Origin of the sequence: Cellulosimicrobium sp. 4261 (genome assembly GCF_040546915.1) — a bacterium.
In the GTDB taxonomy this organism is placed as follows: Bacteria; Actinomycetota; Actinomycetes; order Actinomycetales; family Cellulomonadaceae; genus Cellulosimicrobium; species Cellulosimicrobium cinnabarinum.
The window spans coordinates 117558-133107 of the sequence record NZ_JBEPOQ010000007.1 but is presented as its reverse complement, the minus strand read 5'-3'; the positions used below and the strand labels follow the sequence as shown (position 1 = coordinate 133107).

General features: G+C 75.1%; 17 protein-coding genes. 8 read left to right on the top strand and 9 right to left on the bottom strand.

Going from position 1 to position 15550, the window contains the following annotated elements; translation table 11 throughout:
* Positions 1 to 95 precede the first annotated feature (95 nt).
* Positions 96 to 557, top strand: a complete 462-nt coding sequence (locus ABIE39_RS11385; protein WP_021482652.1) for an Lrp/AsnC family transcriptional regulator — start codon at positions 96 to 98, stop codon at positions 555 to 557.
* A gap of 12 nt (positions 558 to 569) precedes the next feature.
* Here ABIE39_RS11385 and ABIE39_RS11380 read toward each other — a convergent pair whose 3' ends face one another.
* The gene (locus ABIE39_RS11380) at positions 570 to 2135 is read right to left on the bottom strand and encodes an AMP-binding protein (RefSeq protein ID WP_175008848.1); all 1566 of its coding nucleotides are present in this window, start codon (positions 2133 to 2135) and stop codon (positions 570 to 572) included.
* 142 nt (positions 2136 to 2277) lie between these two features.
* Between ABIE39_RS11380 and ABIE39_RS11375 the strand changes: the two genes are divergently transcribed.
* Both ABIE39_RS11375 and ABIE39_RS11370 read left to right on the top strand, forming a co-directional pair.
* Positions 2278 to 2958, top strand: a complete 681-nt coding sequence (locus ABIE39_RS11375; RefSeq protein WP_175008847.1) for a TetR family transcriptional regulator — start codon at positions 2278 to 2280, stop codon at positions 2956 to 2958.
* An 84-nt stretch (positions 2959 to 3042) separates the two neighbouring features.
* A complete protein-coding gene (locus tag ABIE39_RS11370; protein WP_354051792.1) occupies positions 3043 to 4776 on the top strand; it encodes an acyl-CoA dehydrogenase family protein in 1734 nt (577 codons plus the stop codon).
* An 11-nt stretch (positions 4777 to 4787) separates the two neighbouring features.
* On the opposite strand, the gene ABIE39_RS11365 is transcribed toward ABIE39_RS11370, so the two are convergent.
* Complete coding sequence (locus tag ABIE39_RS11365) at positions 4788 to 5351, bottom strand: hypothetical protein (RefSeq protein ID WP_175008846.1); 564 nt, start codon at positions 5349 to 5351, stop codon at positions 4788 to 4790.
* Positions 5352 to 5413: 62 nt separating this feature from the next.
* Between ABIE39_RS11365 and ABIE39_RS11360 the strand changes: the two genes are divergently transcribed.
* Positions 5414 to 5989: a DUF4240 domain-containing protein gene (locus ABIE39_RS11360; RefSeq protein ID WP_175008845.1), complete on the top strand. Its 576-nt coding sequence runs from the start codon at positions 5414 to 5416 to the stop codon at positions 5987 to 5989.
* Positions 5990 to 6028: 39 nt separating this feature from the next.
* Here the strand turns inward: ABIE39_RS11360 and ABIE39_RS11355 are convergent, their stop codons facing one another.
* The 3 genes from ABIE39_RS11355 to ABIE39_RS11345 form a co-directional block, all read right to left on the bottom strand.
* On the bottom strand, positions 6029 to 7414 hold the full coding sequence (locus tag ABIE39_RS11355; protein ID WP_209827885.1) for an FAD-binding oxidoreductase: 1386 nt from the start codon (positions 7412 to 7414) through the stop codon (positions 6029 to 6031).
* A gap of 120 nt (positions 7415 to 7534) precedes the next feature.
* Entirely contained in the window at positions 7535 to 8332 is a 798-nt protein-coding gene (locus ABIE39_RS11350) for an alpha/beta hydrolase (protein ID WP_354051790.1), read from the bottom strand.
* A 127-nt stretch (positions 8333 to 8459) separates the two neighbouring features.
* Positions 8460 to 9473: a 5'-3' exonuclease gene (locus ABIE39_RS11345; protein WP_354051788.1), complete on the bottom strand. Its 1014-nt coding sequence runs from the start codon at positions 9471 to 9473 to the stop codon at positions 8460 to 8462.
* A 118-nt stretch (positions 9474 to 9591) separates the two neighbouring features.
* On the opposite strand from ABIE39_RS11345, the gene ABIE39_RS11340 reads away from it, so the two are divergent.
* Positions 9592 to 9885, top strand: a complete 294-nt coding sequence (locus ABIE39_RS11340) for a hypothetical protein (protein ID WP_175008842.1) — start codon at positions 9592 to 9594, stop codon at positions 9883 to 9885.
* Positions 9886 to 9982: 97 nt separating this feature from the next.
* Here ABIE39_RS11340 and ABIE39_RS11335 read toward each other — a convergent pair whose 3' ends face one another.
* A complete protein-coding gene (locus ABIE39_RS11335) occupies positions 9983 to 10348 on the bottom strand; it encodes a metalloregulator ArsR/SmtB family transcription factor (protein ID WP_114552814.1) in 366 nt (121 codons plus the stop codon).
* 83 nt (positions 10349 to 10431) lie between these two features.
* On the opposite strand from ABIE39_RS11335, the gene ABIE39_RS11330 reads away from it, so the two are divergent.
* On the top strand, positions 10432 to 11850 hold the full coding sequence (locus tag ABIE39_RS11330; protein WP_354051855.1) for an FAD-dependent oxidoreductase: 1419 nt from the start codon (positions 10432 to 10434) through the stop codon (positions 11848 to 11850).
* Between the two features lie 50 nt (positions 11851 to 11900).
* Here ABIE39_RS11330 and ABIE39_RS11325 read toward each other — a convergent pair whose 3' ends face one another.
* From ABIE39_RS11325 to arsB, 3 genes are read right to left on the bottom strand one after another with little or no spacing between them, the layout of a single operon-like run.
* Positions 11901 to 12335, bottom strand: a complete 435-nt coding sequence (locus ABIE39_RS11325) for an arsenate reductase ArsC (protein WP_209827891.1) — start codon at positions 12333 to 12335, stop codon at positions 11901 to 11903.
* A gap of 16 nt (positions 12336 to 12351) precedes the next feature.
* The gene (locus tag ABIE39_RS11320; protein ID WP_354051786.1) at positions 12352 to 13368 is read right to left on the bottom strand and encodes a metalloregulator ArsR/SmtB family transcription factor; all 1017 of its coding nucleotides are present in this window, start codon (positions 13366 to 13368) and stop codon (positions 12352 to 12354) included.
* Positions 13365 to 14471, bottom strand: a complete 1107-nt coding sequence (gene arsB / locus ABIE39_RS11315) for an ACR3 family arsenite efflux transporter (RefSeq protein ID WP_175008840.1) — start codon at positions 14469 to 14471, stop codon at positions 13365 to 13367. Before arsB ends, ABIE39_RS11320 begins: the two co-directional genes overlap by 4 nt.
* Before the next feature lie 165 nt (positions 14472 to 14636).
* Here arsB and ABIE39_RS11310 point away from each other — a divergent pair, with 165 nt between their 5' ends.
* Positions 14637 to 15080 carry an acetyltransferase gene (locus ABIE39_RS11310; protein WP_354051785.1) on the top strand — a complete coding sequence of 148 codons (444 nt, stop codon included), beginning with the start codon at positions 14637 to 14639 and terminating at the stop codon, positions 15078 to 15080.
* An 88-nt stretch (positions 15081 to 15168) separates the two neighbouring features.
* Positions 15169 to 15546, top strand: a complete 378-nt coding sequence (locus ABIE39_RS11305; RefSeq protein ID WP_085386846.1) for a VOC family protein — start codon at positions 15169 to 15171, stop codon at positions 15544 to 15546.
* Positions 15547 to 15550 lie beyond the last annotated feature (4 nt).

Genomic DNA, 15550 nt, shown 5'->3' with positions numbered 1-15550 from the left:
GATCCTTCGGTGTGCGGCAAGATGTGCCGAAGGATCGTCGATCCGGGCGGCGGCCGCTGCCCCGACGTTCATCCGTCCACCAGGGGAGGCCCGCCGTGCCGAAGGATCTTCGACCGCCCGCGCTGGACGACGTCGACCGCCGCATCCTCGACGTGCTCGCGACCGACGCGCGCGCCACGAACGCGGCGGTCGCCGCCCGCGTCGGCATCGCCGCCTCGACGTGCCACGCGCGCGTCCGGGCCCTCGTGGACCGCGGCGTGATCCGGGGCTTCCGGGCCGACGTCGACCCCGCGGCGCTCGGCCGAGGGCTCGAGGCGCTCATCGCGATCCGCCTCCAGGCCGGGGCCCGCAAGGGCCTGGAGGCGTTCCGCGACTACCTGCTGACCCTGCCCGACGTCGAGGGCGTCTTCTTCGTCACCGGCGACCGTGACTTCCTGCTGCACGTCGCGGTCGCCGACTCGGACGCGCTGCGCGACCTGGTGTCCCGGACGCTCAGCGTGCGACCCGAGGTGGCCGGGACGAGCACGACCGTGATCTTCGAGCACGCGCGCCCCTGAGGCTCCCCGGCCTCAGGCCACCGTCGTCCCCTCCCGCACGCGCGATCGCAGGACGTGCTTGGTGAGCTTGCCGGAGGGGTTGCGGGGGAGCTCGGTCACGAGCGCGACGTCGCGCGGCACCTTGTAGCGCGCGAGCCGGTCGGCGAGGAACGCGCGCAGCGAGTCGAGCGTCGGCTCGGCGCCGGGTGCGGGGACGACGAACGCGACGACCGTCTCGCCCCAGTCGGCGTGCGGCCGCCCGACGACGGCGACGTCCGCGACCTCCGGCGACCCGCGCAGCGCCTCCTCGACCTCCTGGGAGTAGACGTTCTCGCCCCCCGTGATGATGACGTCCTTGAGCCGGTCGACGATGAACAGGTACCCGTCCTCGTCGACGCGCACGACGTCGCCCGTGCGGTACCAGTCGCCCACGAGCACGGCCTCGGTCGCCTCCGGGTCGTCGAGGTAGCCGACCATCCGGGTGTCCGACCGCAGCCAGATCTCCCCGGTCCCGCCCGGGCCGACGTCGTTCCCGTCGAGGTCCACGACCCGCACGTCGACGCCGGGCATGCCCGCGTCCCCGATCGAGCCCGCCTTGCGCTCCTGGTCGGCCGGGCCGAGCGCGGTGCCGACCGGCCCCATCTCGCTCATGCCGTAGACCTGGTGCAGCTCGCCCGGGTAGGCGGCGCGGATCGCCCGCACGGTGTCGGCGCCGACGGGCGCGCCGCCCGCGAGCCACAGGCGCGCGCTCGACAGGTCGAACGTCGACAGGTCGATGCCCTGCGCGGCGGCGACCTGGAGCGGCGCGACGTACGCGATGGGCGCGCCGAAGAACGCGGTCGTGCGCTCGGCCGCGACCGTCCGCAGCATCTCGATCGGGTGGTACTCGCGCAGCAGCACGGTCGTGCCGCCGAGGAACACCATCGAGAGGAACCAGTTGTTGAGCGGCGAGGCGTGCCAGATCGGCATCGCGAGGAGGAAGCGGTCGTCCGCCCGCAGCCCGACGGCCGCAGTCGTGTAGGCCGCGACCGAGCTCAGCCCGCGGTGGGTGTGCTCGCAGCCCTTGGGGGCCGCCGTCGTGCCGGACGTGTAGAGCACCTGGGCGATGGTGTCCTGGTCCGGCGGCACGCCGTCCCACGGCTCGGCGGCCGCGACGAGCGCGTCGAAGTCGTCGTGCTCCCGCGTCCCCTCCGCATCCGCCGAGTCCTGCGCGACGGCGCTCGCCTCCGTCCACAGCCAGCGCACCTGGGGCGCGGCGGCGGCGACGACGGGGGCGAGGGTCGCGTCCGCGACGCCCAGCACGGCGCCGCTGTGGGCGACGAGCCGCGCGACCTCGGGAGCCTGGAGCTTGTGGTTGACGGGGACGAGCACGGCGCCCGCGCGCCACAGGCCGAACGCCGCGACGACGAAGCCCGGCGTGTTGTAGGTCATCACCGTGACCCGGTCGCCGGGGCGCACGCCGGCGTCCCGGAAGACCGCCGCGGCGCGGCGTGCGGCCGCGTCGAGCTCGGCGTACGTGAGGCGGCGCTCGCCCAGCACGAGCGCTTCCTTGGCCGGGACCTTGCGTGCCGTGCTCTCGAGCATGCTGCCCAGGTGCATGTCGTCCTCCTCGACGTCGTGCGCGGCGTCCTCGTCGACGCCCGCCCGGCCCGGCGGGCCGGTACCGCGATGAATTGAATCATGCTTCAATTCTTCGTGGAAGCCGCCCCGAGGCGGTTCACCCGACGGCGAGGGAGGGCCCGTGGCCTACCGCGAGACCCCGGCGACGCGCGCCGCGCGCGAGCGCAAGCGTGACGCCCTGCTGGACGCGGCGCGGACGATCGTCGCCGCGCACGGGTTCGCCGGCGCGAGCGTGCAGGCGCTCGCGGCGCGCGCCGGGGTGAGCACCGGCGGCGTCTACTCGTACTTCCCGACGAAGGCCGACCTGCTCGTCGCGGTGTTCCGCCAGGCGGCCGACGTCGAGCTCGACGCGGTGCGCGCGGCCGCCGCCGCGCGCCCCGACGACCCGCCGGGCGGCGGCACCGCGGCGCGCCTCGGCCGCGCCGTCGACACGTTCGCGCGGCGCGCGCTGCGCGGCCCGACGCTCGCGTGGGCGCTCCTGCTCGAGCCCGTCGACCCGGCCGTGGACGCCGCGCGCCTCGAGTACCGCCGCGCCTACGCGACGACGTTCGCGGACGTCGTGCGCGACGGCGTCGCGGCGGGCGAGATCCCCGACCAGGACGTCGACGTCGTCGCGACCGCGCTCGTCGGCGCGATCGGCGAGTCGCTCACCGGCCCGCTGTCCCCGCTCGCCGCGGCCCGCGACGTTCGGACCGCGGGCCCCGCTCCGACCTCGGGCGAGCGGGACGCCGTCGTGGCCACGATCCAGCGCTTCTGCCTGGGGGCCGTGGGCGCGCGGGCGGTGGCGCCCGCTCCCGCCTGACCCGCCCCGCCCGCCCGCCCGTCCGAGAGCACCCCGAGCACCGCCGCACCGACCGAGCCACCCGCAGAGCCGCAGGAGGACACCGTGACCCCGACCGACACCCGCAGCGACGCCCCCAGCCGGGCCGCAGGGACCGCCGCCGGCGCCGTCTCGCGCCCGGCACCCAGCACGACCCACCGCGTGACCAACCAGCCGCCCGAGCGCGAGGGGGTCAACGAGTACCTCGAACACCCCGTGCTGCGCGAGGCGGTGCACGCGTACGGCGGCGCGTGGGGCGAGGACCGGCTCGTCGAGGTCGGCGCGCTCGTCGGGACGGGCGACCTCCAGCGCGCGGCCGAGCTCGCGAACGTCCACGAGCCCGTGCTGCGCACGCACGACCGCCGGGGCCACCGCATCGACGAGGTCGAGTACCACCCCGCGTACCACGAGGTGATCGGGGCGGCTGTCGCGCACGGCGCGCACACGAGCGCGTGGGCGGAGCCCGGGCCGGGGGCGAACGTCGTGCGGGGTGCGGTGTTCTCGCTGTTCGCGCAGGTCGAGCCGGGCCACGCGTGCCCGGTCTCCATGACGCACGCGGCGGTGCCCTCGCTGCGGCACGCGCCGTCGCTCGCCGCGGTCTGGGAGCCGCGCCTGCTCTCCCGCGGGTACGACGGCGCCCTCGCAGCCCCGGGGAGCAAGCCCGGCGTGCTCGTCGGCATGGCGATGACGGAGAAGCAGGGCGGCTCGGACGTGCGCGCGAACGCGACGACGGCGGTGCCCGCCGGGGCGGACGGCGCCTACCTGCTGACCGGGCACAAGTGGTTCTGCTCGGCGCCGATGTCCGACGCGTTCCTCGTGCTCGCGCAGGTGCCGGGCGCACCGGGCGAGGGGGCGCCGTCGTGCTTCCTCGTGCCGCGCGTGCTGGAGGACGGCACGCGCAACGTCTTTCGCATCCAGCGCCTCAAGGAGAAGCTGGGCAACCGGTCGAACGCGTCGTCGGAGATCGAGCTCGACGGCACCGTCGGGTTCCTCGTCGGGGAGCCGGGCCGGGGTGTGCGGACGATCATCGAGATGGTGTCGCGCACGCGGCTGGACTGCGTGCACGGCTCGGCCGCGGGCATGCGCCAGGCGGTCACCGAGGCCCTGTGGCACGCGCGGCACCGGAGCGCGTTCGGTGCGGCGCTCGTGGACCAGCCCGCGATGACCGCGGTGCTCGCGGACCTCGCGCTCGAGTCCGAGGCCGCGACGCTCACGTCGGTGCGCCTCGCCGCCGCGCACGACGGCGAGTCCGAGCACGACCGCGCGTTCCGCCGCCTCGCGACGGCCGTGAGCAAGTACTGGGTGTGCAAGCGCGGGCCGCACCACGCGTACGAGGCGATGGAGTGCCTCGGCGGCAACGGGTACACCGAGGCGTTCCCGCTCGCGCGCCGCTACCGCGAGCAGCCGGTCATGGCGATCTGGGAGGGGTCGGGCAACGTCATCGCGCTCGACGTGCTCCGCGCCATGGGCCGCGAGCCCGCGTCCGTCGCGGCGTTCGAGGCGGAGCTCGCCACGACGGCGGGCGCGCACCCCGTCCTCGACGCGCACGTCGTGCGCACCCGCCGCCTGCTCGCGGAGGTCGCGGGGGCCGACGCCGGGGCGCAGCAGGCGCAGGCCCGCCGCGTCGTGGAGTCGCTCGCCCTCGCGCTCCAGGCGTCGCTCGTGGTGCGGCACGCGCCGTCGGGCATGGCCGACGCGTTCGTCGCCGCGCGGCTCGGCGAGGACCGCGGCCACGGGTACGGCGTCCTGCCCCGCGGCACCGACGCGCACGCGATCCTCGCGCGGCACACCGGGAGGTGAGCCGGACGGGGTCAGTCGCGCGTCACGTCGACGGTGAAGTGCACGCCGACCGTGAACCCGTGACCGTCGCCGCCGTCGAGGACGATCTCGTGCCGCCCGGGCGCCAGCGGCGGGATCTCCGCCCACACGCCCCACACGGACAGGGGGACGGTTCGTCGCGTCCGGGTGACCGGGTTCAGCCAGACGCCCCGGACGTCGAAGGGCGACGGCGTCCCGGTGGGCGTCGTGGGACGGGGCTCACCGTCCACGGTCACGGAGCCGTAGGCGTCCGGCAGGTCGTCACGGCCCAGCACGTCGCTCGACCACATGCAGAACGCCGGCCCGAAGAGGGGCGTCTGTGCGGGCACGGTGATGTGCCGGCGTTCGACGCCGCCGGTCGTGCCTGCGAGGAACCAGACGTCGCGCGGTTGGTTCCTCGCGGCGTCCTCGCCGGTCGGATCGGCAAGGGGGGTGCGCCAGGGCCCGGCCGCCGCGACCCACCGAACCCACCGTGCGGCCATGCCCTCGGTCGAGGTCGCGGCGAACGGAAGGGGCAGGTCGGAGCCCCGGCCGGACCCGGAGCTGTGCGTCGTCATGGGCTGAGGTTAGGGGATCGGCCGCGATGGGCCTGTGGGTGCCGCGCCGTACCGTCCGCGCCATGGACCGAGAGACCTTCTGGAGCGTCGTCGAGACGGCGCGCGAGCGGGCGGGCGCGGGTGCCGACGACCGCGGTGCGGAGGACGACCCGCTGCCCGGCGCCCTCACCGACCTCCTCGTCGAGCGGCTCACCGCCGACGAGATCCTGGCGTTCGCCGACGTCGCGGGGGCCGTGGCGCGCGACGCCTACGCGTGGCCGGTCTGGGGCGCGGCCTACCTCGTCGAGGGCGGGTGCAGCGACGACGCCTTCATGGACTTCCGCGACGGGCTCGTCCTCGCGGGGCGCGCGACGTTCGAGCGCACCCTGGCCGACCCGGACACGCTCGCCGACCACCCCGTCGTCGCCGCGATGGCCGACGCCGGGTCGCCCTGGTTCGGGTTCGAGTCGCTGGACTCGCTCGTGGGGGACGCGTGGTCCCGCGCGACCGGCGAGGACGACGAGGCGTACTACACGGCTCGGGAGCGGACGTCGTCGGGCCGCGCCCTCGCCGAACCCGTCGGCGAGCAGTGGGACTTCGACGACGACGAGGAGAACGCGCGCCGCCTCCCGCGGCTCACCGCCCTGTTCGCCGTGTGACGGGAGGGTCCGCCCCCGGGGGGCCGGGGGCGGGCCGGGTCACACGCGCCAGGCGAACAGGCTCGTCGGGTCGTACGCCGAGCGGACCGACGCGAGGCGCCCCGCGGTCTCGGGCGACCACGCGCGGGCGAGCGTCTCGTCCGTCCAGGGCCCGGGCAGGAAGTTGATGTTCGTCTCCGTCGCGGCCCACGGCTGCGACCACTGCGCGAACGAGGCCGCGGCGGCGGCCATGTCGGGCAGCCGCGGCGGGTTGACGCCCACGAGGCTCAGCAGGAACCCGGCGGTGCGGCCGCCCGCGGCGGACCCGCCCTCGACGTCGCGCGCCCCGGCGCCGCCGACGTGCCGCAGCTCGGCCGCGACGAACGGCGACCCGCTGCCTGGCCCGAGCTCGGCGAGGAACCGGTCGAGGAACTCGCCGTCGACCTCGCGCAGGCCCGCGCCGTAGACCCACGACGGCCCGGCGTCCTCCGGGTCCGCGTGGATCGTCGCGACGGCCGTCACGGGCAGCTCGCCGACCGTGTCGGCGAGGGCCGGCGCGAGGGCCCGCAGCGGCGCGGCGAGGCGCTCGCCCTCCGCGGCGTCGCCCGGGTAGGCGAAGCGCAGGGCGAGCACCGTGCGGCCGCGCAGGTGCTCCGGGACGAACGGGAGGTCCGGGAGGGCGAGCACAGCGACCGAGGTGGTGACGTCGTCGGGCGCGGTCGCGGTCCATGCCGCCCAGCCGCGCAGGACCTCCTCGACGTGCGGGGCGTCGAACGTGAGCGACCCCGCGTACAGCGTGCGCAGCGGCACGAGCTCGAGGTCGAGCCGCGTCACGACGCCGAGCCCGCCCTTCCCGCCGCGCAGCGCCCAGAAGAGGTCCGGCTCGGTGTCCGGACCCGCCTCGACGACGGACCCGTCGGCGAGCACGACCCGGAAGCCGCGCACTCGGTCCGAGGTGAGGCCGTGGCTGCGCGTCAGGGGCCCGTACCCGCCGCCGAGCGTGTACCCGACGACCCCGACGGAGGTCGACGACCCCGTGACGGGCGCGAGCCCGTGCTCCGCCGCCGCGTCGACGACCGCGCTCCAGCGCGTCCCGGCACCGATGCGCGCGATCCGCGTCGCCGGGTCGACCTCGACGCCTGCGAGGCCGCTCGTCCCGAGCACGAGGCCGTCCGTGATCGGAGACGACTCGCCGTGGCCCGTCGCGTGCGACCGCACGGGCAACCCGTGGTGGGCCGCGAACCGCACGGCCTCGACGACGTCGGCCTCCGTCTCCGCGAGCACGGCGACGTCGGGGTCGTGCGCGACGAGCGTGCTGTGCGCGGCGACGGCCTCCGCGGCGGTCGGGCCGCCGTCGGGCAGGTCGCCGCGCGCGAGGACGCGTCCCGTGACGCGGTCCCGCAGCGCGGCGACGTCGGTGGGCGAGAACGTGGTGGAGGCGGTCATGGTGCTGGTCCCCTTCGTCGCGGTGTGCGCGCTGCACGGCCGGAGGTGCGGTCAGGTCACCTGGACGACGACGCGCGGGCACGGTCTGTGACATGCCCGAGGGGTAGGGAGGGCGCCGCGTCAGGTTCGTGGCGTCCCGGCCAGCGGCAGCCAGTCGAGGACGACCTGGATCGTGCGGTCCCAGAAGCCCCACTCGTGCGTCCCGGGCGAGAACTCCGACCGCAGCGGCACGCCGGACTCATCGGCCACCCGCTCGAACGCCCGGTTGCCGTCGACGAGGAAGTCCTCCGTCCCGCACGCGAGGAACAGGTCGGGGAGGTCGGCCGTGCGGCCCTCGGCGGCGGCGCGGCGCAGCAGGGCCAGCAGGTCGTCGTCCGACCCCGCGATCTCGCGGTCGCCGAACACGCGCTCGATGTCCGGCAGCCGCCGCTCGCGGTACGACTCGTCGGCGAGGTCGAGCACCCCGGACAGGCTCGCCGCCGCCGCGAAGCGCCCGGGGTGCCGCAGCGCCCAGCGGAACGCGCCGTACCCGCCCATCGACAGCCCCGCGACGAACGTGTCCTCTCGGCGCGTCGACACGCGGAAGAACTGGTCGACGAGGCTCGGCAGCTCCTCGGACAGGAACGTCCAGTACCGGTGCCCGTGGACCTCGTCGGCGTAGAAGCTGCGCTCCACGCGCGGCATCACGACGGCCAGCCCGCGGTCGGCGACGTACCGCTCGATCGACGTCCGGCGCGTCCAGATGGTCTCGTCATCGCTCATGCCGTGCAGCAGGTAGAGCACCGGGGTGCCCTCGGCGCGGGCGCTCGCCGACCCGGCCATGCCGATCTGGGTCGACGTGGCCTGGGGGAGCACGACGGTCATCGACGTGCTCACCTCGAGCACGTCGGAGTAGAAGCTGCAACGGACGAGAGCCACGGATCGCCTCCAGGCGGGGTCGGGTGCGCCGCGGTGCCGCGGCGCACCCAGTCTGCCGCCCCGGTCGTGGCGCCCTCGTCCGTTGCGTCCCGGCGCGGCGTCGTCAGGTGTCAGCAGCCGTCGGGCGTCAGCCGCCCAGGGCGTCCACGAGCCGCCGGACGGACGTCCCGAGTCCCCACCGCTCGGTGAGCTCGGCGAGCGCGTCGGGGTCCGCGGGGGTGCGGGGCAGGGCATCGCTGACCTCGCCCACCGGAGCGTCGGGGGCGACGCGCACGACGAGCGGGGCCACCCTCAGGTAGGACGCCGCCTCCTCGAGCCGACGGCGCTGGGTCGCGGTCAGCCCGGGGTCGCCGGCCTCGCGCGCGGCGAGCACGCCCGCGAGGTCGCCGTACTTCTCGAGGAGGGCGACCGCCGTCTTCTCGCCGATGCCGGGGACGCCCGGCAGGCCGTCGCTCGGGTCGCCGCGCAGCACCGCCATGTCCGCGTAGGCCGCACCCGTCGCGACGCCGTACCGCTCGCGCAGGCGCGCCTGGTCGACGACGTCGAGGTTCTTCACGCCCTTCGTCGGGTAGAGCACGCGCACGCCCGCGGCGTCGTCCACGAGCTGGAACAGGTCGCGGTCGCCCGTGACGACCTCGACCGCCGCCCGCCCCGACGGGTCCGGCGCGGCGCCCGCCGCTGCTCGGCGTGCGACCTCGCGCGCGGTGAGCGTGCCGATGACGTCGTCCGCCTCGTAGCCCGCCGCCCCGACGCGCGCGATCCCCAGCGCCGCGAGCACGTCGACGATCACCGGCACCTGGGCGACGAGCTTCTCGGGGACCTCCTCCACGCCCGTCGTGCCCGGGACGAGCTCCGCGACACGGTGCGCCTTGTAGGACGGGATGGCCTCGACCCGGAAGGCCGGCCGCCAGTCCTCGTCCCAGCACGCGACGAGGCGCGTCGGACGACGGTCGGTGACGAGCGTCGCGATCATGTCGAGAAGGCCGCGCACCGCGTTGACGGGCGTGCCGTCCGGCGCCTTGACCGAGTCCGGCACCCCGAAGAACGCCCGGAAGTACAGGCTCGCGGTGTCGAGGAGCAGGAGCTCCCCGCCCGGCGCGGTGCTGGTCGAGGGGGCGTCGTCGTCCGTGCTCGGGCTCATGGCCTCATCCTGCCGCACCCCACCGACGCGCCGCCCGTGGGCGCGGTGCGGCACATCGCCGACCCTGCTGTCGCCGTCCCTCCCCGCGCGCGGTTCACTGGTGCCGGAGGTGAGCGTCATGTCCACGACGACACGACGGGGTGCCGGTGCGGTCCTGGCTCTCGGGGTGCTCCTGCTCCTGGGAGCCTGCGCGGCCGGGCCGAACCTGGAGGCGAACCCCGGCGGCTACGGCTTCTGGTGGGGTCTGTGGCAGGGGACGATCCTGCCGGTCACGTTCATCGTGTCCCTCTTCACGGACACGGTGAGCATCTACGAGGTCGACAACAACGGGAACTGGTACGACGTCGGGTTCGTCCTGGGCATCGCGCTCTTCTCGGGGCCCGTCGTCGCGCTGCGCGGGCGACGGTCCTGACGGGTGGCGGTCAGCCCTCGACCGGCTGCGGGCCGACGTCCTCACGCCGCCAGCGCCCGGTCCGCAGGACGACGGGAGTGCGCGGCGAGAGCGGCGCTCAGCTCCCCGCGGTCTCCGTGAGCGACCGTGCGACGCGGGCGAGGGCGCCCGGGACGAGCGAGTAGTACGCCCAGCGGCCGCGCTGCTCGCGGGTCAGCAGACCGGCGTCGACCAGGATCTTGAGGTGGTGGCTGACGGTCGGCTGGGAGAGGCCGACCGGCTCGGTGAGGTCGCACACGCATGCCTCGTGGCCCTCCTGGGCGGCGACGATCGCGAGGAGCTGGACTCGCGTCGCGTCCGCCAGGGCCTTGAAGGTGCGCGCGAGCTCGCGCGCGGCGTCGGGGTCTGCCGCCCGGGTGACGGACGGCCCGCAGCAGCCCGGTGCGCCGCGCGGGAGCGCCGGGGGCAGCGTGGCCGTCGTCATGGGCCCATCCTGCCACACATTGACACCCATCGATGGGTGGTCCACGATGCTCGCATCGATAATCATCAATGCGAGGGGTGGTCATGGTCGAGGTGGTGCGGGACGAGCTCCCGGTCGTGGTGATCGGTGCGGGTCCGGTGGGACTGGCCGCGGCGGCCCACCTGCTGGAGCGCGGGCTGGAGACGGTCGTGCTCGAGGCGGGCGACGGGCCGGGTGCGGCCGTGGCGTCGTGGGGCCACGTGCGGTTGTTCTCGCCGTGGCGCTATGACGTCGACGCCGCCGCACGGCGCCTGCTGGAGGCGACGGGGTGGGCGGAGCCGGATCCGGACGCGCTCCCCACCGGCGGGGAGCTCGTGGGGCGCTACCTGGTTCCGCTGGCCGCGACGCCGCAGATCGCGCCGCGCCTGCGTACCGGCACGCGAGCGGTGTCGGTCGCCCGCGACGGTGCGGACAAGACGCGCTCCCTCGGGCGGGAGCGGCGCGGGTACCGGGTGCGGACGGTGGACGGTGGCGGCACGGTGACCGACGTGCTGGCCCGCGCGGTGATCGACGCGTCGGGGACGTTCTCGAGGTCGAACCCGCTGGGGGTCTCGGGTCTTCCGGCCGTGGGCGAGGAGGAGTCGGCTGCGTTCGTCACCGGACCTCTCCCGGACGTGCTCGGCGCCCGGCGCGACCGGTTCGCAGGCCGGGACACCCTCGTCGTCGGGATGGGCCACTCCGCGGCGAACACGCTCCTGAACCTCGTCGAGCTCTCCGAGTCCGAGCCGGGCACCACGATCACGTGGGCGATCCGCGGTGGGTCCGCGCGGCGCCTGTTCGGTGGTGGCGCCGACGACGAGCTTCCCGCGCGAGGCATGCTCGGCACGCGCCTGCGGGCCGCCGTGGAGGCTGGGCGCCTGACGCTGCTCACGCGCGTCTCGATCGAACGGCTCGTCCCCGGTGCCGGAACCGTCCAGGTGCTGGGGACAGCGCGCGACGGGGCGCTGAGCCTCGAGGTGCACCAGATCGTCGACGCGACCGGCTTCCGGCCGGACCTGGACATGCTGCGCGAGGTGCGCCTCGATCTGGACCCGGTCGTGGAGGCACCCGCGGCGCTCGCTCCGCTCGTCGACCCGAACCAGCACTCCTGCGGCACCGTGCCGCCGCACGGCGAGCAGGTGCTGTCCCACCCGGACGACGGGTTCTACCTCGCGGGCATGAAGTCCTACGGACGCGCTCCGACGTTCCTGCTCGCCACCGGCTACGAGCAGGTGCGCTCGATCGCGGCGGCGCTGGCAGGGGACCGGGCTGCGGCCGACGCGGTCGAGCTGGACCTCCCTGCGACCGGGGTCTGCTCGACCGACCTCGCCCTGGAGGCGGACGGCGCGGGCACGAGCGGGTCGTGCTGCGGCACCGCGCCGGCGGCGCCGCAGCCGGTCGTCCTCGGGGTCGGGGCACCGGCCGGGGTCGGGTTCGCGACCGGCGTCGTGCACGGCCGCTCGGGCGACGCAGACCACCCGTGAGCGACAGGCCTCGCGTCGCTCCTGTGCGGGACCGGCGCTCGGCCGACCCCTCAGCTCTGCGAGAGGCGGACCGGGGCGACACCGAGCTCGTCGAGCAGGGTCAGCACGCGCCTGCGGATCTCGTCGCGGATCTGGCGCACGGACTCGATGCCCTGCCCGGCGGGGTCGGCCAGGGCCCAGTCCTCGTAGCGCTTGCCGGGGAAGATCGGGCACGCGTCGCCGCAGCCCATGGTGATCACGACGTCGGACGCCTGGACCGCGTCCGTCGTGAGGACCTTGGGCTGCTCGGCGCGGAGGTCGATGCCCTCCTCGAGCATGGCCTCGACGGCGACGGGGTTGACCTGGTCGGCCGGGGCGGACCCGGCAGAGCGGACCTCAACGGCGCCGCCGGACAGGGCACGCAGGTACCCGGCGGCCATCTGGGAGCGGCCGGCGTTGTGGACGCAGACGAACAGGGCGGACGGCTTCGAAGCGGTGTCGGTCATGGTGGTCTCCGGTGGCTCAGGGTGCGGGCAGGTCGAGGTCGGGCATGAGCTCGGCGAGCAGTGCGCGCACGCGGGTGTCGAGCTCGTCGCGGATCGCGGCGACCCCGGCCGGGGAGGCCAGGGCCGGGTCGCCCACGAGCCAGTCCTCGTACCGGGTGCTGGGCAGGACCGGGCACACGTCGCCGCAGCCCATCGTGATCACGACGTCGGCTGCGCGGACCGCGTCGTCGGTCAGCGGCTTGGGGTAGGCCTCGCCCTCGGTGGTGCCGAGCGCGGCGAGCTCGGGTTGCACGGCGGGGTGCACGTCCGATGCCGGCGTCGAGCCGGCCGAGCGCACGACGACCCGGTCGCCGGCGTAGCGGCGGACCAGGGCGGCGGCGAGCTGGGAGCGCCCGGCGTTGGCGACGCAGACGAACAGCACCTGCGGGCGTGCGCCGGCCTCGCGGGTGAGGTCGGCCAGGCGCTGGCGGGCGAACCGGTCGGTCAGGGTGAGCAGGTGCGCGGACACCGTGGCCGAGCGGGCCAGCGCCGTGTAGGACTCGCGCACGGTGGCCAGCACCACGCCCGCCGCGAGGTCGGGGTGGCGGACGGTGAGGTCGGTCGCGAGGTGGTCGAGGGCGGCATCGACGTCCTCCAGGCCCGTGAGCTCGTGCGGGGCGACGAGCGCCTCGAGCGCGGCCGGGGCGAACGACTCCAGCAGGGTGGACACCGCGGCCTTGTACCCGGGCGTGATGCGGTACCAGACCCAGGTGCCGCGCCGCTCCGAGGCCAGCACGCCGACGTCGCGCAGCACCTTCAGGTGGTGCGACACGGTCGGCTGGGACACGTCCGTCAGGGCGGCGAGGTCGCACACGCACGCCTCCCCGGTCGGCGAGGTCGCCACGAACGACAGCATCCGCAGCCGCAGCGGCTCGGCGAGGGCCTTGAGCGCGACCGCGACCGCGCCCGCGACCTCGGCCCCGATCGCGTGCGCGTCGACCTGCGGCGTGCAGTCGGGGTCACGGACGGTCAAGGGCAGGCTGCGAGCGGTCACGACCGCACCTCTTCCGGCTCGGGTGCCCGATCCGCCGCGGCGGAGGGGTCGACGGCGAACCAGCGGCGCGCGACCCACAGCGAGACGTAGACGAGACCGACCAGGACGGGGACCTCGATGAGCGGGCCGACGACGCCCGCCAGGGCCTGTCCCGAGGTGGCGCCGAAGGTGCCGATCGCGACGGCGATCGCGAGCTCGAAGTTGTTGCCCGCCGCGGTGAACGCCAGCGTCGTGGTGCGCGCGTACCCCAGGCCCAGGGCCTTGCCGGTCACGACCCCGATGCCCCACATGACGGCGAAGTACACCAGGAGCGGCAGCGCGATGCGGGCGACGTCGAGCGGGTGGGAGGTGACGGCCTCGCCCTGCAGGGCGAACAGCAGCACGATCGTGAACAGCAGCCCGTACAACGCCCAGGGTCCGATCACCGGGAGGAACCGGTCCTCGTACCAGGCGCGGCCCTGGGCGCGCTCCCCGACCAGGCGCGAGGCGAACCCGGCGGCCAGCGGAACGCCGAGGAACACGAGCACGTTGAGCGCGATCTGCCCCACCGACACGTCCAGGCCCTGGGTGTCCAGGCCCAGCCACGCGGGCAGCACCGTGAGGTAGAAGTAGCCGAGCAACGAGAAGGCGACGACCTGGAACACGGAGTTGATGGCGACGAGCACCGCCGCCGCCTCCCGGTCCCCGCACGCCAGGTCGTTCCAGATCACGACCATGGCGATGCACCGGGCCAGGCCGACGACGATCAGCCCGGTGCGGTACTCGGGCAGGTCCGGCAGGAAGGCCCACGCCAGGGCGAACATCAGCGCCGGCCCGACCAGCCAGTTCAGGACCAGCGAGGACGCCAGGAGCCGCTTGTCGCCGGTGACCGCACCCACCCGCTCGTAGCGGACCTTGGCCAGCACCGGGTACATCATCACCAGCAGGCCGACGGCGATCGGGAGGGAGATCCCGCCGACCTCCAGCGCGGCGAGCGCGTCGGACACGGCGGGGACGAACCTGCCGAGGGCCAGGCCGACGAGCATCGCCAGCCCGATCCACAGCGGCAGCCACCGGTCGAGCGCCGACAGCCGCGCCCGCGGTGCCGTGCCGGGGGTGCTCACGGGAGTGCCGGACCGTCGGGGGCAGCGATCCGGAGGCACCGTGGTTGCATCGACATGCTTCTATATTGACAGGTCTCGATGCAGGTGCCAAGCGTCCCTCCTGCGCAGGAGGGGCTCGCTCAGCTCTCGGAGCACCCTGCGCCGTGGCACTGGCATGCTCGTGCCGTGACCGACCACGTCCTCCGCCCCGCCCGCCCCGACGACACGGACGCGCTGGTCGGCGTCTGGCGGCGCGCCGTCGAGGCGACCCACGACTTCCTCGGACCCGACGACGTGCGCGAGCTCGAGACCGCGGTGCGGGACGAGTACCTGGGCGCCGTCGACCTGACGGTCGCGGAGGTCGACGGCCGGGTGGTCGGGTTCGCCGGGACCGTCGGGCACCGGGTCGAGATGCTGTTCGTGGACCCCGCGCTGCACGGGCGAGGGACCGGCCGCGCGCTGCTCGACGCGGTCGGGCGCGGCCTCCCGGTCGTCGAGCTCGACGTCAACGAGCAGAACCCGGGCGCGCTGGCCTTCTACCGGGCGCTCGGGTTCGAGGTCACCGGGAGGTCCGAGACGGACGACCAGGGGCGCCCGTTCCCGCTGCTGCACCTGCGTCGCGAGGCCTGACGCCGTCACGCGACCGATGAGCCCGCGGGCCGCGGGCGGTCGACCCTGGGGAGAGCGGGCACCGGCCCGCGCGACCCCAGGAGGAGACATGCTCGACACGGCGTTCAGCGGGTTCTCGGTCGACGACGTCGACGCGGCGCGGCGGTTCTACGCCGACGACCTCGGCCTCACCGTCAGCGGGGACGACATGCTCTGGCTCGAGATCGGCGGCGGTGCGCGCGTGCTCGTCTACCCGAAGGGCGACGCCCACACCCCGGCGTCGTTCACGGTGCTGAACTTCCCGGTCGCCGACGTGCCGGGCACGGTCGCCGCGCTCCGCGAGCGCGGCGTGCCGTTCGAGCGCTACGCGGGCACGCCCGTCGAGACGGACGACGACTTCGTCTTCCGCGGCGGCGGCCCGCTCATCGCGTGGTTCACCGACCCGGCGGGCAACGTGCTGTCGGTCATCCAGGACGACGAGGCCTGACCTC

Coding starts and splice junctions, on each gene's coding strand:
- ABIE39_RS11355 (WP_209827885.1), bottom strand. CDS start 7,414: ATGACCGCCTCCACCACGTTCTCGCCCACCGACGTCGCCGCGCTGCGG.
- ABIE39_RS11330 (WP_354051855.1), top strand. CDS start 10,432: ATGGTCGAGGTGGTGCGGGACGAGCTCCCGGTCGTGGTGATCGGTGCG.
- ABIE39_RS11360 (WP_175008845.1), top strand. CDS start 5,414: ATGGACCGAGAGACCTTCTGGAGCGTCGTCGAGACGGCGCGCGAGCGG.
- ABIE39_RS11345 (WP_354051788.1), bottom strand. CDS start 9,473: ATGAGCCCGAGCACGGACGACGACGCCCCCTCGACCAGCACCGCGCCG.
- ABIE39_RS11340 (WP_175008842.1), top strand. CDS start 9,592: ATGTCCACGACGACACGACGGGGTGCCGGTGCGGTCCTGGCTCTCGGG.
- ABIE39_RS11305 (WP_085386846.1), top strand. CDS start 15,169: ATGCTCGACACGGCGTTCAGCGGGTTCTCGGTCGACGACGTCGACGCG.
- ABIE39_RS11380 (WP_175008848.1), bottom strand. CDS start 2,135: ATGCACCTGGGCAGCATGCTCGAGAGCACGGCACGCAAGGTCCCGGCC.
- ABIE39_RS11335 (WP_114552814.1), bottom strand. CDS start 10,348: ATGACGACGGCCACGCTGCCCCCGGCGCTCCCGCGCGGCGCACCGGGC.
- ABIE39_RS11365 (WP_175008846.1), bottom strand. CDS start 5,351: ATGACGACGCACAGCTCCGGGTCCGGCCGGGGCTCCGACCTGCCCCTT.
- ABIE39_RS11325 (WP_209827891.1), bottom strand. CDS start 12,335: ATGACCGACACCGCTTCGAAGCCGTCCGCCCTGTTCGTCTGCGTCCAC.